This window comes from Caldimonas tepidiphila (assembly GCF_003569765.1).
Classification (GTDB): domain Bacteria; phylum Pseudomonadota; class Gammaproteobacteria; order Burkholderiales; family Burkholderiaceae_C; genus Caldimonas; species Caldimonas tepidiphila.
This window is the reverse complement of record NZ_QXMG01000080.1, coordinates 1-22,882: the sequence shown is the minus strand read 5'-3', so window position 1 is coordinate 22,882 and position 22,882 is coordinate 1. Positions and strand designations below refer to the sequence as shown.

21 protein-coding genes are annotated in these 22,882 nt (G+C 71.1%); 15 read left to right on the top strand and 6 right to left on the bottom strand.

Annotated elements, in window-relative coordinates; all coding sequences use genetic code 11:
• Nucleotides 1–496 precede the first annotated feature (496 nt).
• Together D3A59_RS22820 and D3A59_RS22815 are read right to left on the bottom strand one after the other, a co-directional pair.
• A complete protein-coding gene (locus tag D3A59_RS22820; protein ID WP_205665259.1) occupies nucleotides 497–847 on the bottom strand; it encodes a response regulator transcription factor in 351 nt (116 codons plus the stop codon).
• Nucleotides 844–3,450 carry an ATP-binding protein gene (locus tag D3A59_RS22815; protein ID WP_170162380.1) on the bottom strand — a complete coding sequence of 869 codons (2,607 nt, stop codon included), beginning with the start codon at nucleotides 3,448–3,450 and terminating at the stop codon, nucleotides 844–846. Before D3A59_RS22815 ends, D3A59_RS22820 begins: the two co-directional genes overlap by 4 nt.
• Nucleotides 3,451–3,600: 150 nt before the next feature.
• Here D3A59_RS22815 and D3A59_RS22810 point away from each other — a divergent pair, with 150 nt between their 5' ends.
• Nucleotides 3,601–4,404 (top strand): alpha/beta fold hydrolase, encoded by an 804-nt coding sequence (locus tag D3A59_RS22810; protein ID WP_119157622.1) that lies wholly within the window; start codon nucleotides 3,601–3,603, stop codon nucleotides 4,402–4,404.
• Between the two features lie 34 nt (nucleotides 4,405–4,438).
• Here D3A59_RS22810 and D3A59_RS22805 read toward each other — a convergent pair whose 3' ends face one another.
• On the bottom strand, nucleotides 4,439–5,041 hold the full coding sequence (locus D3A59_RS22805) for a phenylacetic acid degradation protein PaaY (protein WP_119157621.1): 603 nt from the start codon (nucleotides 5,039–5,041) through the stop codon (nucleotides 4,439–4,441).
• A 160-nt stretch (nucleotides 5,042–5,201) separates the two neighbouring features.
• On the opposite strand from D3A59_RS22805, the gene D3A59_RS22800 reads away from it, so the two are divergent.
• From D3A59_RS22800 to paaZ, 14 genes are all read left to right on the top strand, one after another.
• Nucleotides 5,202–6,005 (top strand): enoyl-CoA hydratase-related protein, encoded by an 804-nt coding sequence (locus D3A59_RS22800; protein ID WP_119157620.1) that lies wholly within the window; start codon nucleotides 5,202–5,204, stop codon nucleotides 6,003–6,005.
• A 7-nt stretch (nucleotides 6,006–6,012) separates the two neighbouring features.
• Nucleotides 6,013–6,471 carry a hydroxyphenylacetyl-CoA thioesterase PaaI gene (paaI, locus tag D3A59_RS22795; RefSeq protein ID WP_119157619.1) on the top strand — a complete coding sequence of 153 codons (459 nt, stop codon included), beginning with the start codon at nucleotides 6,013–6,015 and terminating at the stop codon, nucleotides 6,469–6,471.
• A 36-nt stretch (nucleotides 6,472–6,507) separates the two neighbouring features.
• A complete protein-coding gene (gene paaK / locus D3A59_RS22790) occupies nucleotides 6,508–7,824 on the top strand; it encodes a phenylacetate--CoA ligase PaaK (protein ID WP_119157618.1) in 1,317 nt (438 codons plus the stop codon).
• 37 nt (nucleotides 7,825–7,861) lie between these two features.
• Nucleotides 7,862–8,875 carry a 1,2-phenylacetyl-CoA epoxidase subunit PaaA gene (gene paaA / locus D3A59_RS22785; RefSeq protein ID WP_119157617.1) on the top strand — a complete coding sequence of 338 codons (1,014 nt, stop codon included), beginning with the start codon at nucleotides 7,862–7,864 and terminating at the stop codon, nucleotides 8,873–8,875.
• Between the two features lie 34 nt (nucleotides 8,876–8,909).
• A complete protein-coding gene (gene paaB / locus D3A59_RS22780) occupies nucleotides 8,910–9,200 on the top strand; it encodes a 1,2-phenylacetyl-CoA epoxidase subunit PaaB (protein WP_119157616.1) in 291 nt (96 codons plus the stop codon).
• A gap of 7 nt (nucleotides 9,201–9,207) precedes the next feature.
• Nucleotides 9,208–9,990 (top strand): 1,2-phenylacetyl-CoA epoxidase subunit PaaC, encoded by a 783-nt coding sequence (gene paaC, locus D3A59_RS22775; protein ID WP_119157615.1) that lies wholly within the window; start codon nucleotides 9,208–9,210, stop codon nucleotides 9,988–9,990.
• Nucleotides 9,990–10,523 (top strand): 1,2-phenylacetyl-CoA epoxidase subunit PaaD, encoded by a 534-nt coding sequence (paaD, locus tag D3A59_RS22770; protein ID WP_119157624.1) that lies wholly within the window; start codon nucleotides 9,990–9,992, stop codon nucleotides 10,521–10,523. Before paaC ends, paaD begins: the two co-directional genes overlap by 1 nt.
• A 34-nt stretch (nucleotides 10,524–10,557) precedes the next feature.
• On the top strand, nucleotides 10,558–11,640 hold the full coding sequence (gene paaE / locus D3A59_RS22765) for a 1,2-phenylacetyl-CoA epoxidase subunit PaaE (RefSeq protein ID WP_119157614.1): 1,083 nt from the start codon (nucleotides 10,558–10,560) through the stop codon (nucleotides 11,638–11,640).
• Nucleotides 11,641–11,769: 129 nt separating this feature from the next.
• Nucleotides 11,770–12,399, top strand: coding sequence for a TetR/AcrR family transcriptional regulator (locus D3A59_RS22760; RefSeq protein WP_119157613.1), 630 nt, complete (start codon nucleotides 11,770–11,772; stop codon nucleotides 12,397–12,399).
• A gap of 126 nt (nucleotides 12,400–12,525) precedes the next feature.
• On the top strand, nucleotides 12,526–13,683 hold the full coding sequence (locus D3A59_RS22755; RefSeq protein ID WP_119157612.1) for an ABC transporter substrate-binding protein: 1,158 nt from the start codon (nucleotides 12,526–12,528) through the stop codon (nucleotides 13,681–13,683).
• A 173-nt stretch (nucleotides 13,684–13,856) separates the two neighbouring features.
• Nucleotides 13,857–14,885 (top strand): branched-chain amino acid ABC transporter permease, encoded by a 1,029-nt coding sequence (locus tag D3A59_RS22750; protein ID WP_119157611.1) that lies wholly within the window; start codon nucleotides 13,857–13,859, stop codon nucleotides 14,883–14,885.
• Entirely contained in the window at nucleotides 14,882–16,792 is a 1,911-nt protein-coding gene (locus D3A59_RS22745; protein WP_119157610.1) for a branched-chain amino acid ABC transporter ATP-binding protein/permease, read from the top strand. The genes D3A59_RS22750 and D3A59_RS22745 overlap by 4 nt, the downstream gene beginning before the upstream one ends.
• A gap of 1 nt (nucleotide 16,793) precedes the next feature.
• Nucleotides 16,794–17,552, top strand: a complete 759-nt coding sequence (locus D3A59_RS22740; RefSeq protein WP_119157609.1) for an ABC transporter ATP-binding protein — start codon at nucleotides 16,794–16,796, stop codon at nucleotides 17,550–17,552.
• A 37-nt stretch (nucleotides 17,553–17,589) separates the two neighbouring features.
• Entirely contained in the window at nucleotides 17,590–19,638 is a 2,049-nt protein-coding gene (paaZ, locus tag D3A59_RS22735; RefSeq protein ID WP_119157608.1) for a phenylacetic acid degradation bifunctional protein PaaZ, read from the top strand.
• A gap of 64 nt (nucleotides 19,639–19,702) precedes the next feature.
• On the opposite strand, the gene D3A59_RS22730 is transcribed toward paaZ, so the two are convergent.
• The 3 genes from D3A59_RS22730 to D3A59_RS22720 form a co-directional block, all read right to left on the bottom strand.
• Nucleotides 19,703–20,713 carry a hypothetical protein gene (locus tag D3A59_RS22730; RefSeq protein WP_157991656.1) on the bottom strand — a complete coding sequence of 337 codons (1,011 nt, stop codon included), beginning with the start codon at nucleotides 20,711–20,713 and terminating at the stop codon, nucleotides 19,703–19,705.
• A 335-nt stretch (nucleotides 20,714–21,048) separates the two neighbouring features.
• Nucleotides 21,049–22,068 carry a 2Fe-2S iron-sulfur cluster-binding protein gene (locus D3A59_RS22725; RefSeq protein ID WP_119157606.1) on the bottom strand — a complete coding sequence of 340 codons (1,020 nt, stop codon included), beginning with the start codon at nucleotides 22,066–22,068 and terminating at the stop codon, nucleotides 21,049–21,051.
• 78 nt (nucleotides 22,069–22,146) lie between these two features.
• On the bottom strand, nucleotides 22,147–22,806 hold the full coding sequence (locus D3A59_RS22720; protein ID WP_205665258.1) for a hypothetical protein: 660 nt from the start codon (nucleotides 22,804–22,806) through the stop codon (nucleotides 22,147–22,149).
• Between the last annotated feature and the right edge of the window lie 76 nt (nucleotides 22,807–22,882).

The window sequence follows — 22,882 nt, the reverse complement described above, 5'->3', positions numbered from 1 at the left end:
GTGAACCGGCTGCACGCCACGGGCGGGCGCTACGCGCTGTGCACGATGTGCATCGGCGTCGGCCAGGGCATCGCGCTCATCCTCGAGCGCGTCTGAGCCTGGCGGCGAATCACGGCGGCCGGCCGCACGCTGCGGCGGCTGCCGGCGGGGCCGCGCCCGCTCAGTAGCCCTGGAGGTCGCGGTCCATCGTCCAGACCGACCACACCGTCGTGCCGGCCAGGAAGGCGGCCGCCAGGGCAGTGCCTGCGGCGAGGATCTGGATGCTCGTCTCGATCATGGGTACTGCTCCTCTTGACGCAAGGGTGCCCTGCGCAATGCTCCGGCGTCGATCAGGCAAGACCCTGATTTCCCCATCCGGAAGTGCCCGGGTCCGGTCTGCCGCTGCGTCGCCCGCGCGCCGCGTTTCCCTCGCGGGCTCGCACAGTGAGCGAGCGCACGCCTCGGCCCGGGACCCCTCCGCGCGGGCTTGGCGAGCTTTCCGGGTCGATTCCCTGCGTCAGGGCCGGTGGCGACCCACCGCCGCGAGCAGCTCGTCGATCGACACCGGCTTCCTGAGCACGGCCTCGGCGCCCTGTGGGTTCTGCCGCACGTCCGCGCCGGACAGCACGATCACCGGGCAGCGGGATGCGGCCGGCCGGACCTGCCAGCACGACAGGAACTCCCAGCCATCGACGCGGGGCATCATCAGGTCGAGCAGGATGAGCTCCGGCTCCTGCCCCCGGCCCAGCCAGTCCAGCGCCTCCTGGCCGTCCGCGGCCGCCGCGACGACGTAGCCCTCGTGCTCCAGGATCATCACCAGCGACTCGCGGATGTCGCGGTCGTCCTCGACCACCAGCACCGGCCTCACGGGCGGTCTCCGGCGCGCGCGGAGGGCGGCGCGGCGAAGCGGCGCGGGATGCGGGCCGAGAACCGGCTGCCTTGTCCCGGCGCGGACTCCAGCGACAGGCTGCCGCCCAGCGCCTCGACGACGCGCCGCGAGATAGCGAGGCCGAGTCCCACGCCCGGCAGGTGCTTGTGGCGGATCTCGCCGAGCTGCTCGAAGGGCTCGAAGATGCGCGCGTGGTGCTCCGCGGCGATGCCGGGGCCGGTGTCCGAGACCTCGAGCCGCAGCGCCTCGCCCTCGTCGCGCAGCACCACCGCGACCTCGCCGCGCTCGGTGTACTTCAGCGCGTTGTCGATCAGGTTCGTCGCGACGATGCGCAGCAGCGAGGGATCGGTGTGTGCGGGCAGCGCCTCCCCTTCGTAGCGCAGCGCCAGGGGCCGGCCCTGCACGCGGGGCCGCATTTCCTGCACGAGCTCCCGCAGCAGCGCGTCGGCGTCGAAGTCCGAGGGCGCGACCTGGACCTGGCCGGCCTCCGCCCGCACCGCCTCGAGCAGCATGTCGACGAGCTCCGCCATGCGCCGCGCGGCGCCTTCCAGCCGCCCGAGCAGCGCGTCGTGGCGGGCGTCGTCCGACTTCGCCAGCTGGCGCCGCAGCATCCCGGTCTGGAACTGCATCGTCTGCAGCGGCGTGCGCAACTCGTGCGACACGAGGCGCAGGAACTGGCTCTTCGCCTCGCTGGCCGCCCTCGCCGCGTCGCGGGCCAGGCTCGCCTCGGCGAGCGCCGCGCCGCGCGCGCGGTACTGCCCGGCCGCGTCGCGGGCGAGCTGCGCCAGGTCCTGCTGCTGGCTCGCCACCTCGGCCTGCAGCACCTCGCGCGCGAGCTTGACGGCGCTGAGGTTGCGCGCCCGCGCGCGCAGCTCCTCGGCCGAGAAGGGCTTGGTCACGTAGTCCTGCGCGCCCTCGCGCAGCAGCCGGTTGCGCAGCGCGTCGTCGGCCTTGGCCGACAGCACCAGCACCGGCACCGCGTCGAGATGGCGGCGGCGGCGCAGCTCGGCGACGAGGCCGTCGCCGCTCAGGCGCGGCATCATGATGTCGGTGACCAGCAGGTCCGGCGGCGACTCGAGCAGCTTCTCCAGCGCCTCCTGCCCGTCGAAGGCCGTCGCGACGTTGAAGTCCTCGCCCAGGCACTCGGTGATGAAACGGTTGAGCTCCGGGTTGTCCTCGGCGACGAGCACGTTCGGCCGCCCGGCGCGCGCCGCGCCGGGCGCCTGCGCCGGCCGTGCCGGCAAGAGCTCCTCCAGCGTCCCGGCGAGGCTCGGGCTCTCCTCCCGGTCGGCGTCCCGCAGCCCGCTGCGGACCTCGGTCCCCTCGGGGGCATGCAGCGGCAGGTGGACGATGAAGAGCGCGCCCGAGCCCGGCGCGTCGGCGACGGCGATGCTGCCGCCGTGCAGCTGCACGAAGTCGCGCGTGATCGCGAGCCCGAGTCCGGTGCCGCCGAAGCGGCGCGTCGTGCCGCCCTCGGCCTGGCGGAAGCGCTCGAAGATCGCCTGCCGCGCGGCCGCCGGCACGCCCGGTCCGCTGTCCTGCACGGAGATCCGCAGCCCCTCGTCCTCGGCCGCCACGCGCAGCTTCACCCGCCCGCCCTCGGGCGTGAACTTGAAGGCGTTCGACAGCAGGTTCAGCAGCACGCGCTCGAGCTTCTCCGGGTCGAGCTCCGCCTCGACCGGCCCCTGCGCGTCGACGACGAAGGCGATGCCGCGGCTCGCCGCCAGCGCCTCGAAATGCGAGGCGACGCTGCGCGCGAACCCGGCGGCGTCGAGGCGCACGTAGCGCAGCTCCATCTTGCCGGCGTCGAGCTTGGCCACGTCGAGCAGGTCGTTGACGAGCTTGAGCAGCGTCGAGGCGTTGCGCCGGATCACGCCCAGGTCGCGGCGCTGCAGCGGCGTGATCGGCTCGCGACCGGCCAGCATCGTCTCGGCCGGCCCGAGGATCAGCGCCAGCGGCGTGCGCAGCTCGTGGCTGATGTTGGCGAAGAGCTGGCTCTTGATCTCGTCGAGCTCGCGCACGCGGGCGAGCAGGCCCTGCAGCTCCTCGTTCTTGCGCGCGATCTCGGCTTCGGCCTTCTTCTTCTCGGTGATGTTGCGGCCCTCGGGCAGCAGGAAGACGATGCGACCGTCCCGGTCGCGTACCGGGTTCAGCGAGAAGTCGATGACGATCGTCTCCTCGCCCGCGGCCTGGCCGTAGACCTCCACGTCGTAGCGGACGAACTCGCCCGCGGCCGCGCGCTCGACCGCGCGACGCAGCTGCTGCTGCGTCTCCTGCGACACCGTCCACCAGCGCGCTTCCCAGAAGGGCTTGTCCTGGATCGCGTCCAGCCGGATCCCGGCACCCTCGAGCGCCGCGCGGTTCACCTCGAGCAGCGTGCCCTGGGGGTCGAGCAGCGCGACGAACTGGTACATCTCGTCGAGCACGATGCGCGCAAGCTTCTCGCGATGGCGCTGCGGCGGGTCGGCGGGGTCGAGCTCGACCTCGCGCACGCGCAGCCCGACGGCCGAAGGGGCAGGGGCGGGGGCGGGTCCGGTGCCGTGGGTCCCGGAGAGCGGTGCGGGGGAGGAGGGAAACGCCATGTTCCGCATCCTATGCGGGCCGCAAACCCCCGGGGAACACGCTGGCCTTGATGCCGGGCAGGGCATTCCCGCCGTCCGCGGGCGCGGCAAGGGCGCTATCGTGCTTGCCTCGGAACGCGGAACGCCGCACGAACGGAGGATCGAAGGCCGATGAGCACATTCCTGTACGGCGCGCACGTGCGCGCCAACGGCATCCGCCAGCACTACCTGCGCTACGGCGGGCAGGGACCGCAGCTGCTGCTCGTGCCGGGCATCACCAGCCCCGCGGTGACCTGGGGCTTCGTCGCGGAGCGGCTCGGGCGGCGCTTCGACACCTACGTGCTCGACGTGCGCGGGCGCGGCCTGTCCGAGGCCTCGGACGCGCTGGACTACGGGCTCGATGCCTGCGCCGACGACGTCGGCGCGCTGGCGCAGGCGCTGGGCCTGTCGGGCTTCACGCTGCTCGGCCATTCGATGGGCGCGCGCATCGGCATCCGCGCGGCGCGCCGCCACCCGCGCGGCATCGCGCGGCTGGTGCTGGTCGATCCGCCGGTGTCGGGCCCCGGGCGGCGGCCCTATCCGGTGCCGCTGGAGCGCTACCTCGAGCTGATCCGGCAGATGCGCGCCGGGGGCGGCATCGAGCTGCTGCGGCCGATCTGGCCGCACTGGAGCGAGGCGCAGCTGCGCCTGCGCGCCGAGTGGCTGCACACCTGCGACGAGCGCGCGACGCGCGAGGCCTACGCCGGCTTCCACGCCGACGACATCCATGCCGACCTGCCGCACCTGGCCGCGCCCGCGCTGCTGATGGTGGCGGGCGAGGGCGGCGTGATCCTGCCGCAGGACGTGGCCGAGATCCGCGCGCTCGCTCCCGCGCTCGCGGTCGCGACGGTGGCCGGTGCGGGGCACATGATCCCCTGGGACGACGAGGAGGGCTTCCACGCCGCGCTCGACGCCTTCCTCGGCGCTGCGGCGTGAGGGGCGGCCGGCGCCGGCGCGGGAGCGTCGCGGTTCAGCCCCGCTTCGTGGCGATCAGCGACTGCACCTCGGGGGCCTGCAGCCTCGGGCGGTCGGCGTCGAGCCCGGTCAGCGGCCGGACCTCCTGCATCGAGCGCAGGCTGCGCTTCGTCAGGTCCTGGTAGATGAGCGTGCCCTCGAGCTTCCAGGCGATCTCGCCGTCGCTGAGCTCGCGCACCGGCCTGGCGGGCACGCCGGCCACCAGCGTCCTCGGCGGCACCTTGACGCCGGCGGCGACGAAGGCGCAGGCGGCCACCACCGCCTTCTCGCCGACCTCGGCCTCGTCCATCACCACCGCGTTCATGCCGACGAGCGCGTCGCGCCGCACCACGCAGGAGTGCAGCACCGCGCCGTGGCCGATGTGGCCGTTCTCCTCGACCACCGTGTCCTGGTTCGGGAAGCCGTGGATCACGCAGGTGTCCTGCACGTTGCAGCCGCGCTGCAGCACGATGCGGCCGAAGTCGCCGCGCAGGCAGGCATTGGGGCCGACATAGCAGTCCGGGCCGACGATCACGTCGCCGATCAGCACGGCGGTGGGGTGCACGTAGGCGCTCGGATCCACCACCGGGATCACGCCTTCGAGGCTGTAGCAGGGCATGGCTCTGTCTCCTGTCGGGAGGGGCGCGCGGCGGGGCAGGGGCTCCCGCGTTCGCCGTCTAGGGTTTTCTCGGAGCACTTTTGACTTGCGTCAGAAAGTCCGGTCACCTTAATATCAACCGACCGGTCGGTCAATGGTGCATGCGAAGGAGCCTTTCCCGATGTCCGAATCCCTCGTCCTGAGTTCGCAGTCCGGCGCGGTGCGCACGCTGACGCTGAACCGCCCTGCGGCGCTCAACAGCTTCACCACCGGGCTGCACGGGCAGCTGATGGAGGCGCTCGACGCCGCGGCCGACGACGCGCAGGTGCGCTGCCTCGTGCTGACCGGCGCCAGCCGCGGCTTCTGCGCCGGGCAGGACCTGGCCGACCCGGCCGTCGCGCCGGATCCGGTGCCGGGTGCCGCGCCGAAGGACCTGGGCGACGTGATCGAGCGCCACTACCGGCCGCTGGTGCTGCGCCTGCGCTCGATGCCGGTGCCGGTGGTCGCCGCGGTCAACGGCGTGGCGGCGGGCGCCGGCGCGAACCTCGCGCTCGCCTGCGACCTGGTGCTCGCCGCGCGCTCGGCGAGCTTCATCCAGGCCTTCGCGAAGATCGGCCTGGTGCCCGACACCGCCGGCACCTGGCTGCTGCCGCGCCTCGTCGGCCGCGCGCAGGCGCTCGGCCTCGCGCTGCTCGGCGACAAGCTGCCGGCGGCGGACGCGGAGCGCATCGGGCTGATCTGGCGCTGCGTGGACGACGCGGTGCTACAGGACGAGGCCCAGGCGCTGGCGCAGCGGCTCGCCGCGATGCCGGTCAAGGCGCTGGTCGCCACCCGCCGCGCGCTCGACGCGGCGCAGAGCATGGACCTCGAGCAGGCGCTCACCGAGGAGGTGCGGCTGCAGCGCAAGCTCGGCGCCTCGCACGACTACCTGGAGGGCGTGGCCGCCTTCATGGCCAAGCGCCCGCCGCAGTTCACCGACCGCTGAAGACCGCATGGACACGACGCTCCCCACCCCGCAACAGACCGCCGACCTCGTGCGCGAGGGCATGTTCGCCCGCGATCGCGCGGCACGCTCGCTCGGCATGCGGATCACCGCGATGGCCCCGGGCCGCGCGACGATCACGATGCCGGTGCGCGAGGACATGCTCAACGGCTTCGACATCTGCCACGGCGGCTACATCACGACGCTGGCCGACACCGCCTTCGCCTACGCCTGCAACTCGTACAACGAGCTGACCGTCGCCTCGGGCCTCGCGGTCGACTTCGTCGCGCCGGGCCGCGAGGGCGACGTGCTGACCGCGGTCGCGCAGGAGGTGTCGCTGGCCGGGCGCACCGGGGTCTACGACGTGGTGGTGACGAACCAGCGCGGCGAGCGCATCGCGCTGTTCCGCGGACGGTCCTATCGCATGAAGGGCAAGCCTTCGGTGCCGGGCTCGCGCCCGGCCGCCTGAACGACGCTGCCCCGGCACATCCAGAGGAGACAAGAGATGCCCGTGAAGAGCCCCGCCCCCGGCGACCTCGAGCCGATCGAGACCGCCAGCCGCGACGAGATCGAGGCGCTGCAGCTGCAGCGCCTGCGCTGGACGCTCGAGCATGCCTACGAGAACGTGCCGCACTACCGCCGCGCCTTCGACGAGAAGGGCGTGCATCCGTCGGACCTGAAGCAGCTCTCGGACCTGTCGAAGTTCCCCTTCACGACCAAGAAGGACCTGCGCGACAACTACCCCTTCGGCCTCTTCGCCGTGCCGCGCGAGAAGGTCGCGCGCGTCCATGCCTCCTCGGGCACGACCGGCAAGCCGACGGTGGTGGGCTACACGCTCAAGGACATCGACACCTGGGCAGGGCTGGTGGCGCGCTCGATCCGCGCCTCGGGCGGGCGCCCCGGCGACATCGTGCACGTGGCCTACGGCTACGGCCTGTTCACCGGCGGCCTGGGCGCGCACTACGGCGCCGAGCGCGCCGGCTGCACCGTGATCCCGATGTCGGGCGGCCAGACCGAGAAGCAGGTCCAGCTGATCAACGATTTCAAGCCCGACATCATCATGGTCACCCCGTCCTACATGCAGGTGATCATCGAGGAGTTCGTGCGCCAGGGGCTGGATCCGCGCGAGAGCTCGCTGAAGGTGGGCATCTTCGGCGCCGAGCCCTGGACCGAGGCGATGCGCCGCGAGATCGAGACCAAGGCCGGCATCGACGCGGTGGACATCTACGGCCTGTCCGAGGTGATGGGCCCGGGTGTGGCCAACGAGTGCATCGAGGCCAAGGACGGTCCGGTGATCTGGGAGGACCACTTCTATCCCGAGATCATCGACCCCGAGACCGGCGAGGTGCTGCCCGACGGCTCCGAGGGCGAGCTCGTGTTCACCTCGCTGTCCAAGGAAGCGCTGCCGATCATCCGCTACCGCACGCGCGACCTGACGCGGCTGCTGCCGCCCACCGCGCGCTCCTTCCGCCGCATGGGCAAGATCGTCGGCCGCACGGACGACATGCTGATCATCCGCGGCGTCAACGTCTTCCCGACGCAGATCGAGGAGATCGTGCTGCAGCACGAGAAGCTCTCGGGCCAGTACCAGATCCACGTCTCGCGCGACGGCCACCTCGACCAGGTCGAGGTGCGCTGCGAGCTGCAGCCCGCAGCGGCGCAGGCCTCCCCGGACGAGGTGCGCGAGATCGCCGGCTGGCTGCAGCACCGCATCAAGACCCTGGTGGGCATCTCGACGCAGGTCGTCGTCGGGACGCCCGACACGATCGAGCGCACGCTCGTCGGCAAGGCACGCCGCGTGATCGACCGGCGGCCGCGCTGAAGGCGCACCCACCCCATACCGCAGCAGAGGATTCGCGATGTACACCCAAGCAATGGATTTGATGGCCAAGGAAGGCGGCGGCGACGGCAGGAAGCCGTTGCGCTCGGCCGACGAGATGCGGCTCGAGGAGCGCTTCGAGGCCCGGATCGACCAGGGCGAGTTCATCGAGGCCAAGGACTGGATGCCCGAGCACTACCGCAAGACGCTGGTGCGCCAGATCAGCCAGCACGCGCACTCCGAGATCGTCGGCATGCTGCCCGAGGGCAACTGGATCACGCGCGCGCCCACGCTCAAGCGCAAGGCCATCCTGCTGGCCAAGGTGCAGGACGAGGGCGGCCACGGCCTCTACCTCTACGCCGCGGCCGAGACGCTCGGCACCTCGCGGGACCAGATGCTCGACGCGCTGCACTCGGGCAAGGCCAAGTACAGCTCGATCTTCAACTACCCGACGCTGACCTGGGCCGACGTCGGCGTGATCGGCTGGCTGGTGGACGGGGCGGCGATCATGAACCAGGTGCCCCTGTGCCGCTGCTCCTATGCGCCCTACGCGCGGGCGATGGTGCGCATCTGCCGCGAGGAGAGTTTCCACCAGCGCCAGGGCTACGAGTCGCTGCTCGTCATGATGCAGAAGGGCAGCGACGCGCAGCGCGAGATGGTGCAGGACGCCGTGGACCGCTGGTGGTGGCCCTCGCTGATGATGTTTGGTCCGCCCGACGCCGCGTCGCCGAACTCGGCGCAGTCGATGCGCTGGGGCATCAAGCGGCTGTCCAACGACGAGCTGCGCCAGAAGTTCGTCGACGCCACCGTCGAGCAGGCCCGGGTGCTGGGCGTGACGCTGCCCGATCCCGAGTTGAAGTGGAACGAGGCGCGCCAGCACTGGGACTTCGGCGCGATCGACTGGGACGAGTTCTGGCGCGTCGTCAACGGCGACGGCCCCTGCAACCGCGAGCGGCTGGCCGCGCGCGTGAAGGCCTGGGACGAGGGCGCCTGGGTGCGCGAGGCGGCGCTGGCGCACGCGCGCAAGCAGGCGCAGCGCGAGCAGGCCGCCTGACGGGCGACGGGCAACAGACATCGAAGGAAGCGAGATGACGACTCAGAACGAATGGCCGCTGTGGGAAGTGTTCGTGCGCAGCAAGGCGGGCCTGGATCACAAGCACTGCGGCAGCCTGCACGCGCCCGACGCGAAGATGGCGATCCAGCTCGCGCGCGACGTCTACACGCGCCGCCAGGAGGGCACCAGCGTGTGGGTGGTGCGCGCCGACCAGATCGTCGCGAGCGACCCGGGCGACAAGGACATGTACTTCGACCCGATGGAGGACAAGGTCTACCGCCACCCGACCTTCTATTCGCTGCCGGATTCCGTCAACCACATGTGAGGGCGCGATGCAGGCATCGATCCAGCTGAAGAAGGACCCCGGCGTGCAGTACCTGCTGCGCCTCGCCGACACCTGCCTGATTCTCGCGCAGCGCCTGGGCGAGTGGGCCGGCCACGCGCCGATCCTCGAGGAGGACATCGCGCTGACCAACATGGCGCTCGACCTCGTCGGCCAGGCGCGCGCGCTGCTGACGCGCGCCGGCCAGCTCGCGGGGCAGGAGGGCGAGGGCTTCGACGAGGACCAGCTCGCCTTCCTGCGCGACGAGCGCGACTACCTGAACCTGACGCTCGTGGAGCTGCCGCACGGCGACTTCGCGCACACCGTGCTGCGCAACGCGATGGTCGCGACGCTGCTGAAGCTGCTGTGGCAGCGGCTGCAGGACTCGGGGGATGCGGAGCTCGCCGCGATCGCGGCGAAGGCCGTGAAGGAGGCGCGCTACCACCAGGAGCATGCCGCCGACTGGGTGGTGCGCCTCGGCGACGGCACCGACGAGTCGAGGGCGCGCATGCAGGCGGCGCTCAAGGCGCTGTGGATCTACAGCGCAGAGATGTTCGACGCCGACGCGGTGGACGAGCACGCGGGCGCCAGCGGCCTGGGGCCGCGCTGGTCGGAGCTGCGCGACGAGTGGCACGCCGAGATGCGCGAGATCCTGGCGGCGGCGACGCTCGAGCCCCCGGCCGACAGCGCCTTCCGCAGCGAGGGCAAGCGCGGCCGCCACAGCGAGCACATGGGCTACATCCTCGCCGAGATGCAGCACCTGCAGCGCGCCTACCCGGGCGGGGTGTGGTGATGAGCCCTGTGGCGCATGTGGCGGGCGCCGAACGCGTCGAGCGGGCCTGGGCCGTGCTCGACGGCGTGCTCGACCCGGAGGTGCCGGCGCTGTCGCTGCGCGACCTGGGCATCGTGCGCGACGTGGTGCTCGCCGGCGACGAGGCCGGGACGATGGAGGTGGTGCTGACGCCGACCTATTCCGGCTGCCCGGCCACCGAGGCGATCGAGCAGAGCGTGCTGGAGGCGATCGACGCCGCGGGCCTGGGGCCGGTGCAGGTGAGGCTGCAGCGCGCGCCGGCCTGGACCACCGACTGGATCAGCGACGAGGGCCGGCGCAAGCTGCGCGAGTACGGCATCGCGCCCCCGGGGCACCTCGCGCCGGACGGCGCGCGGCCGCTGCGCTTCGTCGGCCTCCGCCGCGAGCCGCTCGCCTGCCCGCGCTGCGGCAGCACGCAGACCGAGCAGCTGTCGGCCTTCGGCTCCACCGCCTGCAAGTCGCTCCACCGCTGCATCGCCTGCCGCGAGCCCTTCGAGCACTTCAAGCCGATCTGACGAGACCCGAGAAACACCGGAGCGAGACCCCGCGATGAGCCTGCACTTCCACCCCCTGCGCGTGCGCGACGTGCGCCCCGACACCGACGAGGCGGTGATCGTCTCCTTCGACGTGCCCCCCGAGCTGCGCGACACCTTCCGCTTCGAGCCGGGCCAGTACCTGACGCTGCGCGGCGACGTCGACGGGCAGGACCTGCGCCGCTCCTACTCGATCTGCGCCGCCCCCGACGACGGCGAGCTGCGCGTGGGCGTGCGCCGCGTGCCCGGCGGCGCCTTCTCCTGCTGGATCAACGAGCGGCTGAAGCCCGGCGCGACGCTGCAGGTGATCCCGCCGCAGGGCCACTTCCGCGTGCCGCTGGACCCGCAGGCGCGGCGACACTACCTCGGCATCGCCGCCGGCAGCGGCATCACGCCGATCCTCGCGATCATGAAGACGGTGCTGGCGCGCGAGCCGCAGAGCCGCTTCACGCTGATCTACGGCAACCGCACGCAGAAGTCCACGATGTTCAAGGAGGAGCTCGAGGACCTGAAGAACCGCTACCTCACGCGCCTGGCGCTGCATCACGTGTTCTCACGCGAGCACATGGACGCGCCGCTCAACGCGGGACGACTGTCGCGGGAAAAGCTCGCCGAGTTCCTCGGCCGGCTGGTGGACCCCAAGGGCATCGACCACGCCTTCGTCTGCGGGCCCTGGAGCGTGAACGACGAGGCCGAGGCGGCGCTCAGGGACGCGGGCGTGCCGCCCGAGCGCATCCATGTCGAGCGCTTCGGCGTGCCGGTGCCCGACGCGCGCGAGGCCGCCGCGCTGCACCGGCCGCAGCCCGGGGACGCCGAGAACGCGCGCGTCGTCATCATCCGCGACGGGCTCACGCGCGAGATCGAGTTCCGCAAGGACGACCCGAGCATCCTCGAGGCGGCGGGCAAGGCCGGGCTCGAGGTGCCCTTCTCGTGCAAGTCGGGCGTGTGCTGCACCTGCCGCGCCAAGGTGCTCGAGGGCCGGGTGCGCATGGACCGCAACTTCGCGCTCGAGAAGCACGAGGTCGAGGCCGGCTTCGTGCTGACCTGCCAGTCGCACCCGCTCACCGAGCGGGTGGTGCTGTCCTTCGACGAGCGCTGAGCGCCGCGATGGCCGCCGCCCAGCCCGGACCCCCCGCGTCGCGCCTTCCCGGCGCGGTTCGCCCGCGGCGCTGCGGCAAGATGCGGCCTCGTTGAACGCACAGCCCCGATCGAAGGAAAGGAAGAAGACATGGCCCGCGGACGCTCTCCCGGATACGAGGACCAGCGCGAGATGATCCTCTCGCGCGCCGCGCAGCTCTTTGCGCTGCGCGGCTACACCGCGACCTCGATGAACGAGGTCGCGGAGGCCTGCGGCCTGTCCAAGCCGACGCTCTACCACTACTTCCGCGACAAGTACTCGCTGCTCGTGAACATCGCCGAGGGCCATGTCTCGCGCCTGGAGGCGCTGGTGGACGAGGTGGCGCGCGAGGCGCTCGCGCCCGAGCCGCGCGTGCGCGAGCTGATCCACCGCTTCGTCGAGGAGTACGCGGGCGCGCAGCACGCGCACCGCGTGCTGACCGAGGACGTGCGCTTCCTCGACGACGCCGACCGTGCGCGCGTGCTCGACAAGGAGCGGCGGCTGGTCGAGAGCTTCGCGCAGGCGATCGGCGAGCTGCGACCGGAGCTGGCGGCGGCGGCGATGACCAAGCCGCTGACGATGCTGCTGTTCGGCATGATCAACTGGATGTTCACCTGGCTCAGGCCCGAGGGCGGGCTGAACCACGCGGCGATGGCGCCGGTCGTGGCCGACCTGTTCTTCGGAGGCATTCCCGCGGTGCGCCCGCCCGGGGCCGGAGCGGACACCGAGGCAGCGCACTGATGGCGGCCGGACCGGACACGAGGAGCACGAACCGCATGCGACCTTGAAGCTTTCCCCCGGAGCGCGGCGGCAGCGCCGCGCCGATTCCAACCACGACACATCGACATCACAAAACGGAGACAAGCGATGAAATTCCTGCGCAAACTCGTCGTGCTCGCCGCCGCCGTCGCGGCCAGCGGTGCCGCCTTCGCCGACATCACCGTCGGCGTCACGGTCTCGGCCACTGGCCCGGCCGCCTCGCTCGGCATCCCGGAGAAGAACACGATCAGCCTGATGCCGCAGACCATCGGCGGCCACAAGGTCAACTACATCGTGCTCGACGATGCGTCCGACACCACCGCCGCGGTGACCAACGTGCGCAAGCTGATCACCGAGAACAAGGTCGACGTGGTGCTGGGCTCGACCACGACGCCGAACTCGCTGGCGATGATCGACGCGGTGGCGGAGTCGCAGACGCCGATGATCTCGATGGCCGCGTCGGCGCGCATCGTCGAGCCGGTCGACGCGAAGAAGCGCTGGGTGTTCAAGACGCCGCAGAACGACATCATGATGTCGCTCGCGATCGTGCAGGACATGGTGGCCCGGGGCTACAAGAAGATCGGCTTCATCGGCTTCGCCGACGCCTACGGCGAGGGCTGGCTGCAGGAGTTCAGGAAGGCCGCGGACCTCAAGAAGCTCGAGGTCGTGGCCGCCGAGCGCTTCAACCGCACCGACACCGCCGTCACCGGCCAGGTGCTCAAGCTGCTGTCGGCGCAGCCCGACGCGGTGCTGATCGCCGGCTCGGGCACGCCCGCGGCGCTGCCGCAGCGCACGCTCAAGGAGCGCGGCTACAAGGGCCAGATCTACCAGACGCACGGCGTCGCGAACAACGACTTCCTGCGCGTCGGCGGCAAGGACGTGGAGGGCACGCTGCTGCCGGCCGGCCCGGTGCTGGTGGCCGAGCAGTTGCCCGCCAGCCACCCGGTGCGCAAGTCGGCGCTGGAGTACGTGGCGAAGTACGAGGCGGCCTACGGCAAGGGCTCGGTGTCGACCTTCGGCGCGCATGCCTGGGACGCGGGGCTGCTGATGCAGGCGGCTGCCACGCAGGCGGTCAAGAAGGCCAAGCCGGGCACGCCCGAGTTCCGCGTCGCGCTGCGCGACGCGCTCGAGACCGTCAAGGACCTCGCGGGCGCGCACGGCGTGTTCAACATGTCGCCGAGCGACCACCTCGGGCTCGACCAGCGCGCGGCGGTGATGGTCAAGATCGAGAACGGCCGCTGGAAGCTGCAGTCCGCGCAGCCGTGAGCCCCGCGACCGGGCGGACGGCGCGGCGGCCGCAGGGCCGCCCGGGCCTCCCCCGGCCGTTTTCCGGACCCGTCCCGCACGGGCCGCTCCACCGCCGCTCCCCGGCACGCCGGGGGCGCGGTGTCCCCTGTCGTCCCTGCGGGCCCTGCGGCCCGCACTGAACGGACCCGAACATGGATCTGCAGATTGCCTTGCTGCTGGGACAGGACGGCATCGTCAACGGCGCGATCTACGCGCTGATGGCGCTGGCCCTCGTCCTGGTGTTCTCCGTGACGCGCGTCATCTTCATCCCGCAGGGCGAGTTCGTCGCCTTCGCCGCGCTGTCGCTGGCCATGATGCAGGGCGGGCGCGTGCCCGCCACCGTCTGGCTGCTGCTGGCGCTCGGCGCCGCGACGCTCGCGGTCGAGGCCTGGCGCCACAGCCGCGGTGCGGCGGTGGACTGGGCCTCGACGCTCGCCTGGGCGGTCGCGGCGCCGCTGGCCGCCGCGGCGGTCGTGATCGGCTGGCGCCCCGAATCGCTCGCGGCGCAGGTGGCGGCCACGCTGCTGCTGATCACGCCGCTCGGGCCGCTCCTCTACCGCCTCGCCTACCGGCCGCTGCAGCACGCCACCGTGCTGATCCTGCTGATCGTCTCGGTCGCGCTGCACGGCGTGCTGGTCGGCCTCGGGCTGCTGTTCTTCGGCGCCGAGGGCTCGCGCACGCCGGCCTTCTCGGAGCTGCGCCTGTCGCTCGGCGCGCTCGACATCACCGGGCAGTCGCTGGTGGTGGTCGTGGTCACCGGCGTGCTGATGGCGGCGCTGTTCGCCTTCTTCGGCCGCTCCATCGTCGGCAAGGCGCTGCGCGCCACCGCGATGAACCGCGTCGGCGCCCGGCTGATGGGCATCCCCACCGAGCTCGCCGGCGACGTGAGCTTCGCCTTCGCCGCGCTCATCGGCGCCGTCTCGGGCCTGCTGATCGCGCCGATCACGACCATCTACTACGACACCGGCTTCCTGATCGGCCTCAAGGGCTTCGTCGCGGCGATCGTCGGCGGGCTCGCGAGCTACCCGCTGGCGCTCGCCGGCGCGCTGCTGGTCGGCCAGCTCGAGGCCTTCTCGTCGTTCTGGGCCAGCGCCTACAAGGAGGTGCTGGTGTTCACGCTGATCATCCCCGTGCTGTGGTGGCGTTCGCTGCGCAGCCATCATGTGGAGGACGAGGAATGAACCCGTCACCCGTGCGCGCGGCCCCCGCCGCGCATCCCCCCGCAGCCGACGCGTCCGGCGCGCCCCGGAGCCCGGCCGCGCCGCTGACGCCGCGCCGGCTGGTGCTGCTGTTCGTCGCGGCGCTTGCCGCGGCCTGGCCCTTCCTGCCGGAGTTCAGCATCACGCTGCTGAACTACATCGGGCTGTACGCGCTCGTCGCCACCGGCCTCGTGATGCTCACCGGCGTCGGCGGCATGACCTCCTTCGGGCAGGCCGCCTTCGTCGGCCTCGGCGCCTACGCCACCGCCTGGGCCTGCACCTCGCCGGTGCTTGCCGGCGCGCTCGGGCTCGAGCCCGGCTCGGCCGCGCTGCCCTGGATCGGCCTCGTGCTCGGCATCGCGCTGAGCTTCTGCGTCGCGTGGGTGCTCGGCGCGGTGACCCTGAAACTCTCGGGCCACTACCTGCCGCTGGCGACCATCGCCTGGGGCCTGAGCCTGTACTACGTGTTCGGCAACCTCGAGATGCTCGGCGGCCACACCGGCATCACCGGCGTGCCGGCGCTCTCGATCGGCGACCTCAGCCTTGCCAGTGGCCGCTCGCTCGGCGTGCTGATCTGGGCGGTGCTGCTGCTGGCGATCTGGGCGATGCACAACCTGCTCGACTCGCGCGAGGGCCGCGCGATCCGCGCGCTCAAGAGCGGGCGCGTGATGGCCGAGTCGATGGGCGTGGACACCTCGCGCCAGCGCATCAAGGTGTTCGTGCTCGCCGCGGTGGTGGCGGGCCTGTCGGGCTGGCTCTACGCGCACCTGCAGCGCTTCGTGAATCCCACGCCCTTCCACCTGAACATCGGCATCGAGTACCTGTTCATGGCGGTGGTCGGCGGCGCCGGCCACCTGTGGGGCGCGGTGCTGGGGGCGGCGATCATCACGCTGCTCAAGCACCAGCTGCAGGACATCCTGCCCGGGCTGCTGGGCGCGAGCGGCAACTTCGAGGTGATCGTCTTCGGGCTGCTGATGATGCTGGTGCTGCAGCGCTTCTCGGGCGGGCTGTGGCCGACGCTGTCGGCCTTCGGCGCCCGCTTCGTGCGGACCCCGGCGGCCAGGCCCCCCGCGCACATGGCCCCGCTGCCGCGGCGCGAGCTGCCGCCCGCGGGCCGGGTGGTGCTGGAGGCGAAGGAGGTCACCAAGCGCTTCGGCGGCCTCGTGGCCAACAGCGAGGTGGACATGACGGTCAAGGCCGGCGAGGTGCACGCCCTGATCGGCCCGAACGGCGCCGGCAAGAGCACCTTCTTCAACATGATCTCGGGCGTGGACGACCCGAGCGCCGGCGAGGTGCGCCTGATGGGGCGTGCGATGACCGGCCATCCCTCGCGTGAATTCGCCGCGCTCGGCCTCGGCCGCACCTTCCAGCACGTGCGGCTGCTGGGGCAGCGCAGCGTGCTGGAGAACGTCGCGCTCGGCGCGCACCGCCGCGGCCACCGCGGCTGGCTCGCGTCGATGCTGCGCCTGGACCGCGCCGAGGAGGCCGCGCTGCTCGCCGAGGCGCGTCGCCAGATCGAGCGCTGCGGCCTGGGCGACTGCGCCGACGTGCCTGCGGCCTCGCTCGCGCTCGGCCAGCAGCGCATCGTCGAGATCGCCCGCGCGCTCGCCGGGCAGCCCGCGGTGCTGCTGCTCGACGAGCCGGCGGCCGGCCTGCGCCACCTCGAGAAGCAGGCGCTCGCGAAGCTGCTCGCGCAGCTGCGCGACGAGGGCATGGCGATCCTCGTCGTGGAGCACGACATGGAATTCGTGATGAACCTCGCCGACCGCGTCACCGTGCTGGAGTTCGGCCAGGTGATCGCGCATGGCACGCCCGAGCAGGTGCAGGCCGACCCGCGCGTGCTCGCGGCCTACCTGGGCGGCGACGAACTGCTGGGAAAGGTGGCCTGAGATGAAGACGCTGCTGGAACTGAAGGACTTCTGCGTGTCCTACGGACCCGTCGAGGCGGTGCACCAGGTGCGGCTGACGGTGGGCGAGGGCGAGATCGTCACCGTGATCGGCCCCAACGGCGCGGGCAAGACGACGCTGCTGTCGGCGGCGATCGGGCTGCTGCCCTCGCGGGGCGAGCTGCTGCTCGCAGGCGAGCGCATCGCCCGCCCGACGGTGGAGGCGCTGGTCGCGCGCGGCGTGGCGCTGGTGCCGGAGAAGCGCGAGCTCTTCGGCGAGATGTCGGTCGAGGACAACCTGCTGCTCGGGGGCTTCTCGCGCTGGCGGCGCGGGCAGCGCGACCAGAAGGAGCGCATGGAGGAGGTCTTCGCGATCTTCCCCCGCCTGAAGGAGCGGCGCGCGCAGATGGCCGCGACCCTCTCCGGCGGCGAGCGCCAGATGCTCGCGATCGGCCGCGCGCTGATGAGCCGCCCGCGCCTGCTGATGCTCGACGAGCCCTCGCTGGGCCTGGCTCCCTTGATCGTGCGCGAGGTGCTCAACGTCGTGTCCTCGCTGCGCGGCCTCGGCGTGTCGGTGCTGCTGGTGGAGCAGAACGCACGCGCCGCGCTGCAGGTGGCCGACCGCGGCTACGTGCTCGAGATGGGCGCGGTCGCGCTCGAGGGCGCCGCGCAGGAGATGCTGCACGACCGGCGCATCGTCGAGACCTATCTCGGCATCGGCGGTGCGAAAGCCGCCGCCGCTGCACAGGCCGCGGTGGCCTGAATCCGACTATCCCGAACAAACGAGCGGAGGAGCTTCCATGTCCCGTCCCACCCTGCAGAGCTTCATCGGCGGCCGCTGGCTCGGCCGCGAGGCCGGCCAGGCGCTGCACAGCGCCGTCAACGGCGCCCAGGTCTTCAGCACGCATGCCGAGGCGATCGACTTCGGCGAGGCGGTGCAGTTCGCGCGCCGCAGCGGCGTGCCGGCGCTGAGGAAGCTGGACTTCCAGCAGCGCGCCGCGCTGCTGAAGGCGCTGGGCAAGTACCTCAACGAGCGCAAGGAGGAGCTCTACCTCGTCTCGCGCCACACCGGCGCCACGCGCAGCGACAGCTGGATCGACATCGAGGGCGGCACCGGCACGCTGTTCGCGTACGCGAGCATCGGTGGCAACGAGCTGCCCTCGGGCAACCTGATCCACGAGGGCCCGGCGGTGCCGCTGGGCAGGAAGGGCCAGTTCGCCGGCACGCACATCCTCGTGCCGCGCGAGGGCCTCGCGGTGCACATCAACGCCTTCAACTTCCCCGTCTGGGGCATGCTCGAGAAGTTCGCGCCGACCTTCCTCGCCGGCATGCCCTGCGTCGTGAAGCCCGCCACCGCGACGAGCTACGTGACCGAGGCCGCGGTCCGGATGATGTGCGACTCGGGCCTGCTGCCCGAGGGCGCGCTGCAGCTCGTGATCGGCGGCACCGGCGACCTGCTCGACCGACTCGGCGGCCAGGACGTCGTGACCTTCACCGGCTCGGCCGACACCGCGGCCCGGCTGCGCGTGCATCCGAACCTGATCCGCCACTCGATCCCCTTCACCGCGGAGGCCGACTCGCTCAACGCGGCCATCCTCGCCGACGACGTGAGCCCCGACGACGAGGAGTTCGACCTCTTCGTGAAGGAGGTCGCTCGCGAGATGACCGTGAAGGCCGGCCAGAAGTGCACCGCGATCCGCCGCGCGATCGTGCCGCGTCGCCATGTGGACGCGGTCGCGGAGAAGCTGCGCGCGCGGCTGGCGAAGACGGTGGTGGGCGACCCGGCGCGCGAGGAGGTGCGCATGGGCGCGCTCGCGTCGCGCGCGCAGCAGCGCGACGTGGCCGAGCGGGTGGCGACGCTGCTGCAGGGCGCGGAGCTGGTCTACGGGGAGCGCGACGGCTTCGCGCCGGTGGGCGAGGGCGTGCAGGAGGGCGCCTTCTTCGCGCCGACGCTGCTGCTCAGCCGCGATCCGCGCACGCACGACGCGGCGCACGAGGTCGAGGCCTTCGGCCCGGTCAGCACGCTGCTGCCCTACGAGGACATCGACGAGGCGCTCGAGCTCGCCGCGCGTGGCCGCGGCAGCCTGGTCGCGACGCTCGTCACGCACGACCCGCTGGTCGCGGCGAAGGCGATTCCGGTGGCCGCCGCCTGGCACGGCCGGCTGCACATCCTCGACCGCGAGGCGGCTCTTGAATCCACCGGCCACGGCTCGCCGCTGCCGATGCTCAAGCACGGCGGCCCGGGACGCGCCGGCGGCGGGGAGGAGCTCGGCGGCCTGCGCGCGGTCAAGCACTACCTGCAGCGCGCGGCGGTGCAAGGCTCGCCAACGATGCTCACCGCCGTCACCAACGAGTACGTGCGCGGCGCCAGGGTGCGCGAGTCGGACGTGCACCCCTTCCGCCGCCACTTCGAGGACCTGCAGATCGGCGACTCGCTGCTGACGCACCGGCGCACCGTGAGCGAGGCCGACATCGTCAACTTCGGCGGCATCTCGGGCGACTACTTCTACATGCACTTCGACGAGATCGCCGCGAGGGACACGGCGTTCGGTAAGCGCATCGCGCACGGCTACTTCGTGCTGTCGGCAGCGGCGGGCCTGTTCGTGTCGCCGGCGCCCGGGCCGGTGCTCGCCAACTACGGCCTCGACACGCTGCGCTTCGTCAAGCCCGTGGGCATCGGCGACACCATCCAGGCACGGCTGACCGCCAAGCGCAAGATCGACCGCAACAGGAAGGACGCCAACGGCGTCGGCCAGGGCGTGGTGGCCTGGGACGTCGAGGTGCGCAACCAGGACGGCGAGCTCGTCGCGAGCTACGACATCCTGACGCTGGTGGCCAAGCGCGGCTGATCGAGAGCCGCCAAGAGGGCAAGGCACTCCCGCTCGGGACCCCGGCGGGAATGCCTCCCGTGGTTCACTGAACCACCGGACCTTCTTCGCCGACGGTCCCTGACAGGATCTGCACGAACAGCAGGCCCCGTTGCACGTTGCCATCGTTGTTGGTGGCCACGAGGTAGAAGCGGTTCACGTTCTGAGAGGCGTTGGGCGCGTGCTCCGTCGCGTAGGCGTCCTTCAGGAAGGAAATGCCCGTAAAGGTGTAGCCCTGGTAGGGACAGTTGGCGCCGAGCGTGATCCTTGCCTCGTACACCTTCTGCGTGGCATGGGGGGTGAGTTGGCCGCTGACCTGGCACTCCTGCGGGTAGCGCGAGCCGAGGCTGCCATCCGTGTTCACCACCACGTGCATCGGCGTCTTGTAGGAGTCGTCGGCCCTCACGCCCTGCGGGGTCCACAGCACGCCCTGGATGCTGCGGTAGAAATCGTTGTTGAACCGCAAGTCGCCGAAACTGGCGGGACCCGCGTACCGGCTCATGTAATTCACGTCGAAGGCGCGCGTGAGGTCCTGGCCGTTCTGAGGATCATTCACCGGGTTGTAGGCGAGGCGACCGTTGAGAGTCTGCCTGGAAGTATAGGTGCCGGATGCCGAGATCGGCCGGTCCGCGAAATCGCGGATGAAGCTGAATTCCCGGGTTTCGCCAACCGTGAATCTCCCGCCCTCGGTCGTCACCCTGCCGACGAGAAAGCCGCCCATCGTGTTGCGCTGCGTTTCCGTGGCATGGTGATAGTAATGGTTGAATACGTGGTAGAAATCCCCGTTGGGCAGAGCGATGGCCGTCGAGTCGTGGATATAAGGATGGTCGTGGGTGACGTCGTTCCACGTCAGGTCGCCCATCCAGACTCCCTCGATCGGGCCCCCGCCGCCGGCAGGGGGCGGGGTCGGATTGCCGCCGCCGTTGCCCGGGGCGGGGTTGTCGCTCGGGTTGGCGGTGACCGGAGGGGTTTCCTTCCGGTCTTCACTTCCCCCCCCGCAGGCGGTCATCACCACTGCCACCGCGATCAGACTGCCGAAGATTTTCAGGGATTTCACGTTTTCTACCATGAGAAGTTGGCACGCGACCATCTTGGGAAAAGATCCCAATGCCACTACCCCTGAATCAAGTGGGAATCAGTGGCCGCGAGCCGTCCTGCTGGTGTTTTCCGTGATTTATCTAAAGCTTATCGGTGGGGCGTAATCTGTCAATGGGTTATGGAAACCAGGCTTTCCTGAATGCAAGTGAACGGGAGGTTCGCCATTCGTTTGCGGGGGCTCTGCATTCTGCGGTTTTCCCCTTGTTCGGCGGAAGCCGGAAGAAAAGGCTCCTGCAATAGGGGCGGAGAAACGAGCAGAGCTCCCTTGTCGGCGGCTTCCCCCGACACGGGCTTTCATGCTGCGCCCTGCTGCAGGTGGAAACCCTCGGTATGAATGCGCTTCTCGTCCGCGTCGAGCTGCTTGACCGCGGCGACGCAGTCGTCGACGAAAGCGGGTTGTCCGGCGACGAAGACGCTGAATTCGCGCAACTCGGGGAACAGGCGCGGCAGCAGGCCGGGGATGCGGCCGTGCTCGACGCCCGCCACGCGCTCGCCGGTCAGCGTCGGCTGCCAGCGGAAGTTGCGGTGGCGCGCCTGCCAGTAGGCGAGCAGGCCTTCGGCGTAGAGGTCGGCACGCGTGCGCGCCGAGAACAGCAGGTGCACCGGGCGGCGGAAGCCGCGCCGCAGCGCCGCCTCGGTCAGCGACAGGATCGGCGCGAGGCCCGAGCCGGCCGCGAGGCAGAGCACCGGGGTGTCCACCGAGGGGTCGCCGATGAAGGTGCCGTAGGGGCCGGAGATCTGCAGGCGGCTGCCCACCGGCACGTCGTCGTGCAGCCAGGTGCTGACTGCGCCGCCCTCGACGCGCGTGACCTGCAGCACGATCTCGCCGTCGGCGCGCGGCGCGCTCGCGATCGAGTAGTGGCGCGGCGGCGCGTTGCGCCCCGGCACCGCAATCGCCACGTACTGGCCGGGCCAGAAGCGCATCGGCTGGCCGAGCGGCAGCAGCCGGAACTCGACGATGCGCGGCGTGCGCGCGATCCGCTCGGTGACGACGTAGTACATGTCCTCGCGCGGCGGGAAGAGCTTCGGCTTCGCGTCCTCGGTGCCCCAGTCGATCGTCAGCACGTCCGACACCGGCTTGGCCATGCACATCAGGCCGTAGCCCTCGCGGCGCTCCTGCTGCGACAGCGCCATGTCCATCACGAAGCCCTGGTCGAACTGGCCGCTGACGACGCGCACCTTGCATTCGCCGCAGGCCCCGGCGCGGCAGTTGTTGGGCAGCGCGTAGCCGGCGCCCTCGAGCGCGGACAGCACGGTCGCGTCGTCCTCGCAGTCGACCGTCTTGCCCGAGGGGTGCAGGCAGATCTGTTTCACGGCGGGTTCCTCTCGAAGCGAAAAACGCCGCCCGCGGGCGGCGAAAGGTTCATCGGGTGAGCTCTGGAAGGGCGTCGATCAGAACACCGGGATGATGTCCTGCATGTCCACGTCGCGGACCTCCTCGCCGGTGATGCCGACCTCGGGGATCGCCGGGAAGGGGATGCCGTACTTGTCGAGCACGCCCTTGAGGTTGAGCATCGCGTTGCACCAGTTGTCCTTCTTCGCCTCGTACTCGGGGATGTAGAAGCCGGCGTTGCGGGCCACGGCCTCGATCTCGCGCTGTGCCGGCACGAAGTCGGCCGGGATGTCCCAGAAGTCCTCGGGCGGCTCGAACAGCACGCCCGACAGGAACAGGAAGCCGGCGCGGATCTGCTTGGTGATGAGCTGCTTGTCCGAGAGGTCCATCTTCGGGTAGTCGCGCTCCATCAGCGCCATGCAGATCGCCATGTGGCGGCCCTCGTCGCGCCCGACCTTGCGGAAACCCTCCTGGAACACCGGCTCGGTGCACTTGGCAGCCATCTGGTGGAAGATCGTCGCGGCGGCGATCTCGCCCATCAGGAAGGAGCTGAACAGCACCGCCAGGCTGTACTTCGGCACCGCGTTCTTGTAGCCGTTCCAGTAGCGCCCGCCGTTGTAGTAGAGCCACTGGGCGTTCTTCTTCGCCTTGCGGCCGATCTCGGTCTTCGGCTCGTAGGTCAGCGGGTCCGGGTGCTCCAGCAGCTTCGTGATCGCCAAGCCGCAGAGCTGCTCGTGGGTATCTATTCACCCCCGGTGAGTTGAAGAGGACGAAGCGGTGCGCGGCCGAGGTGCA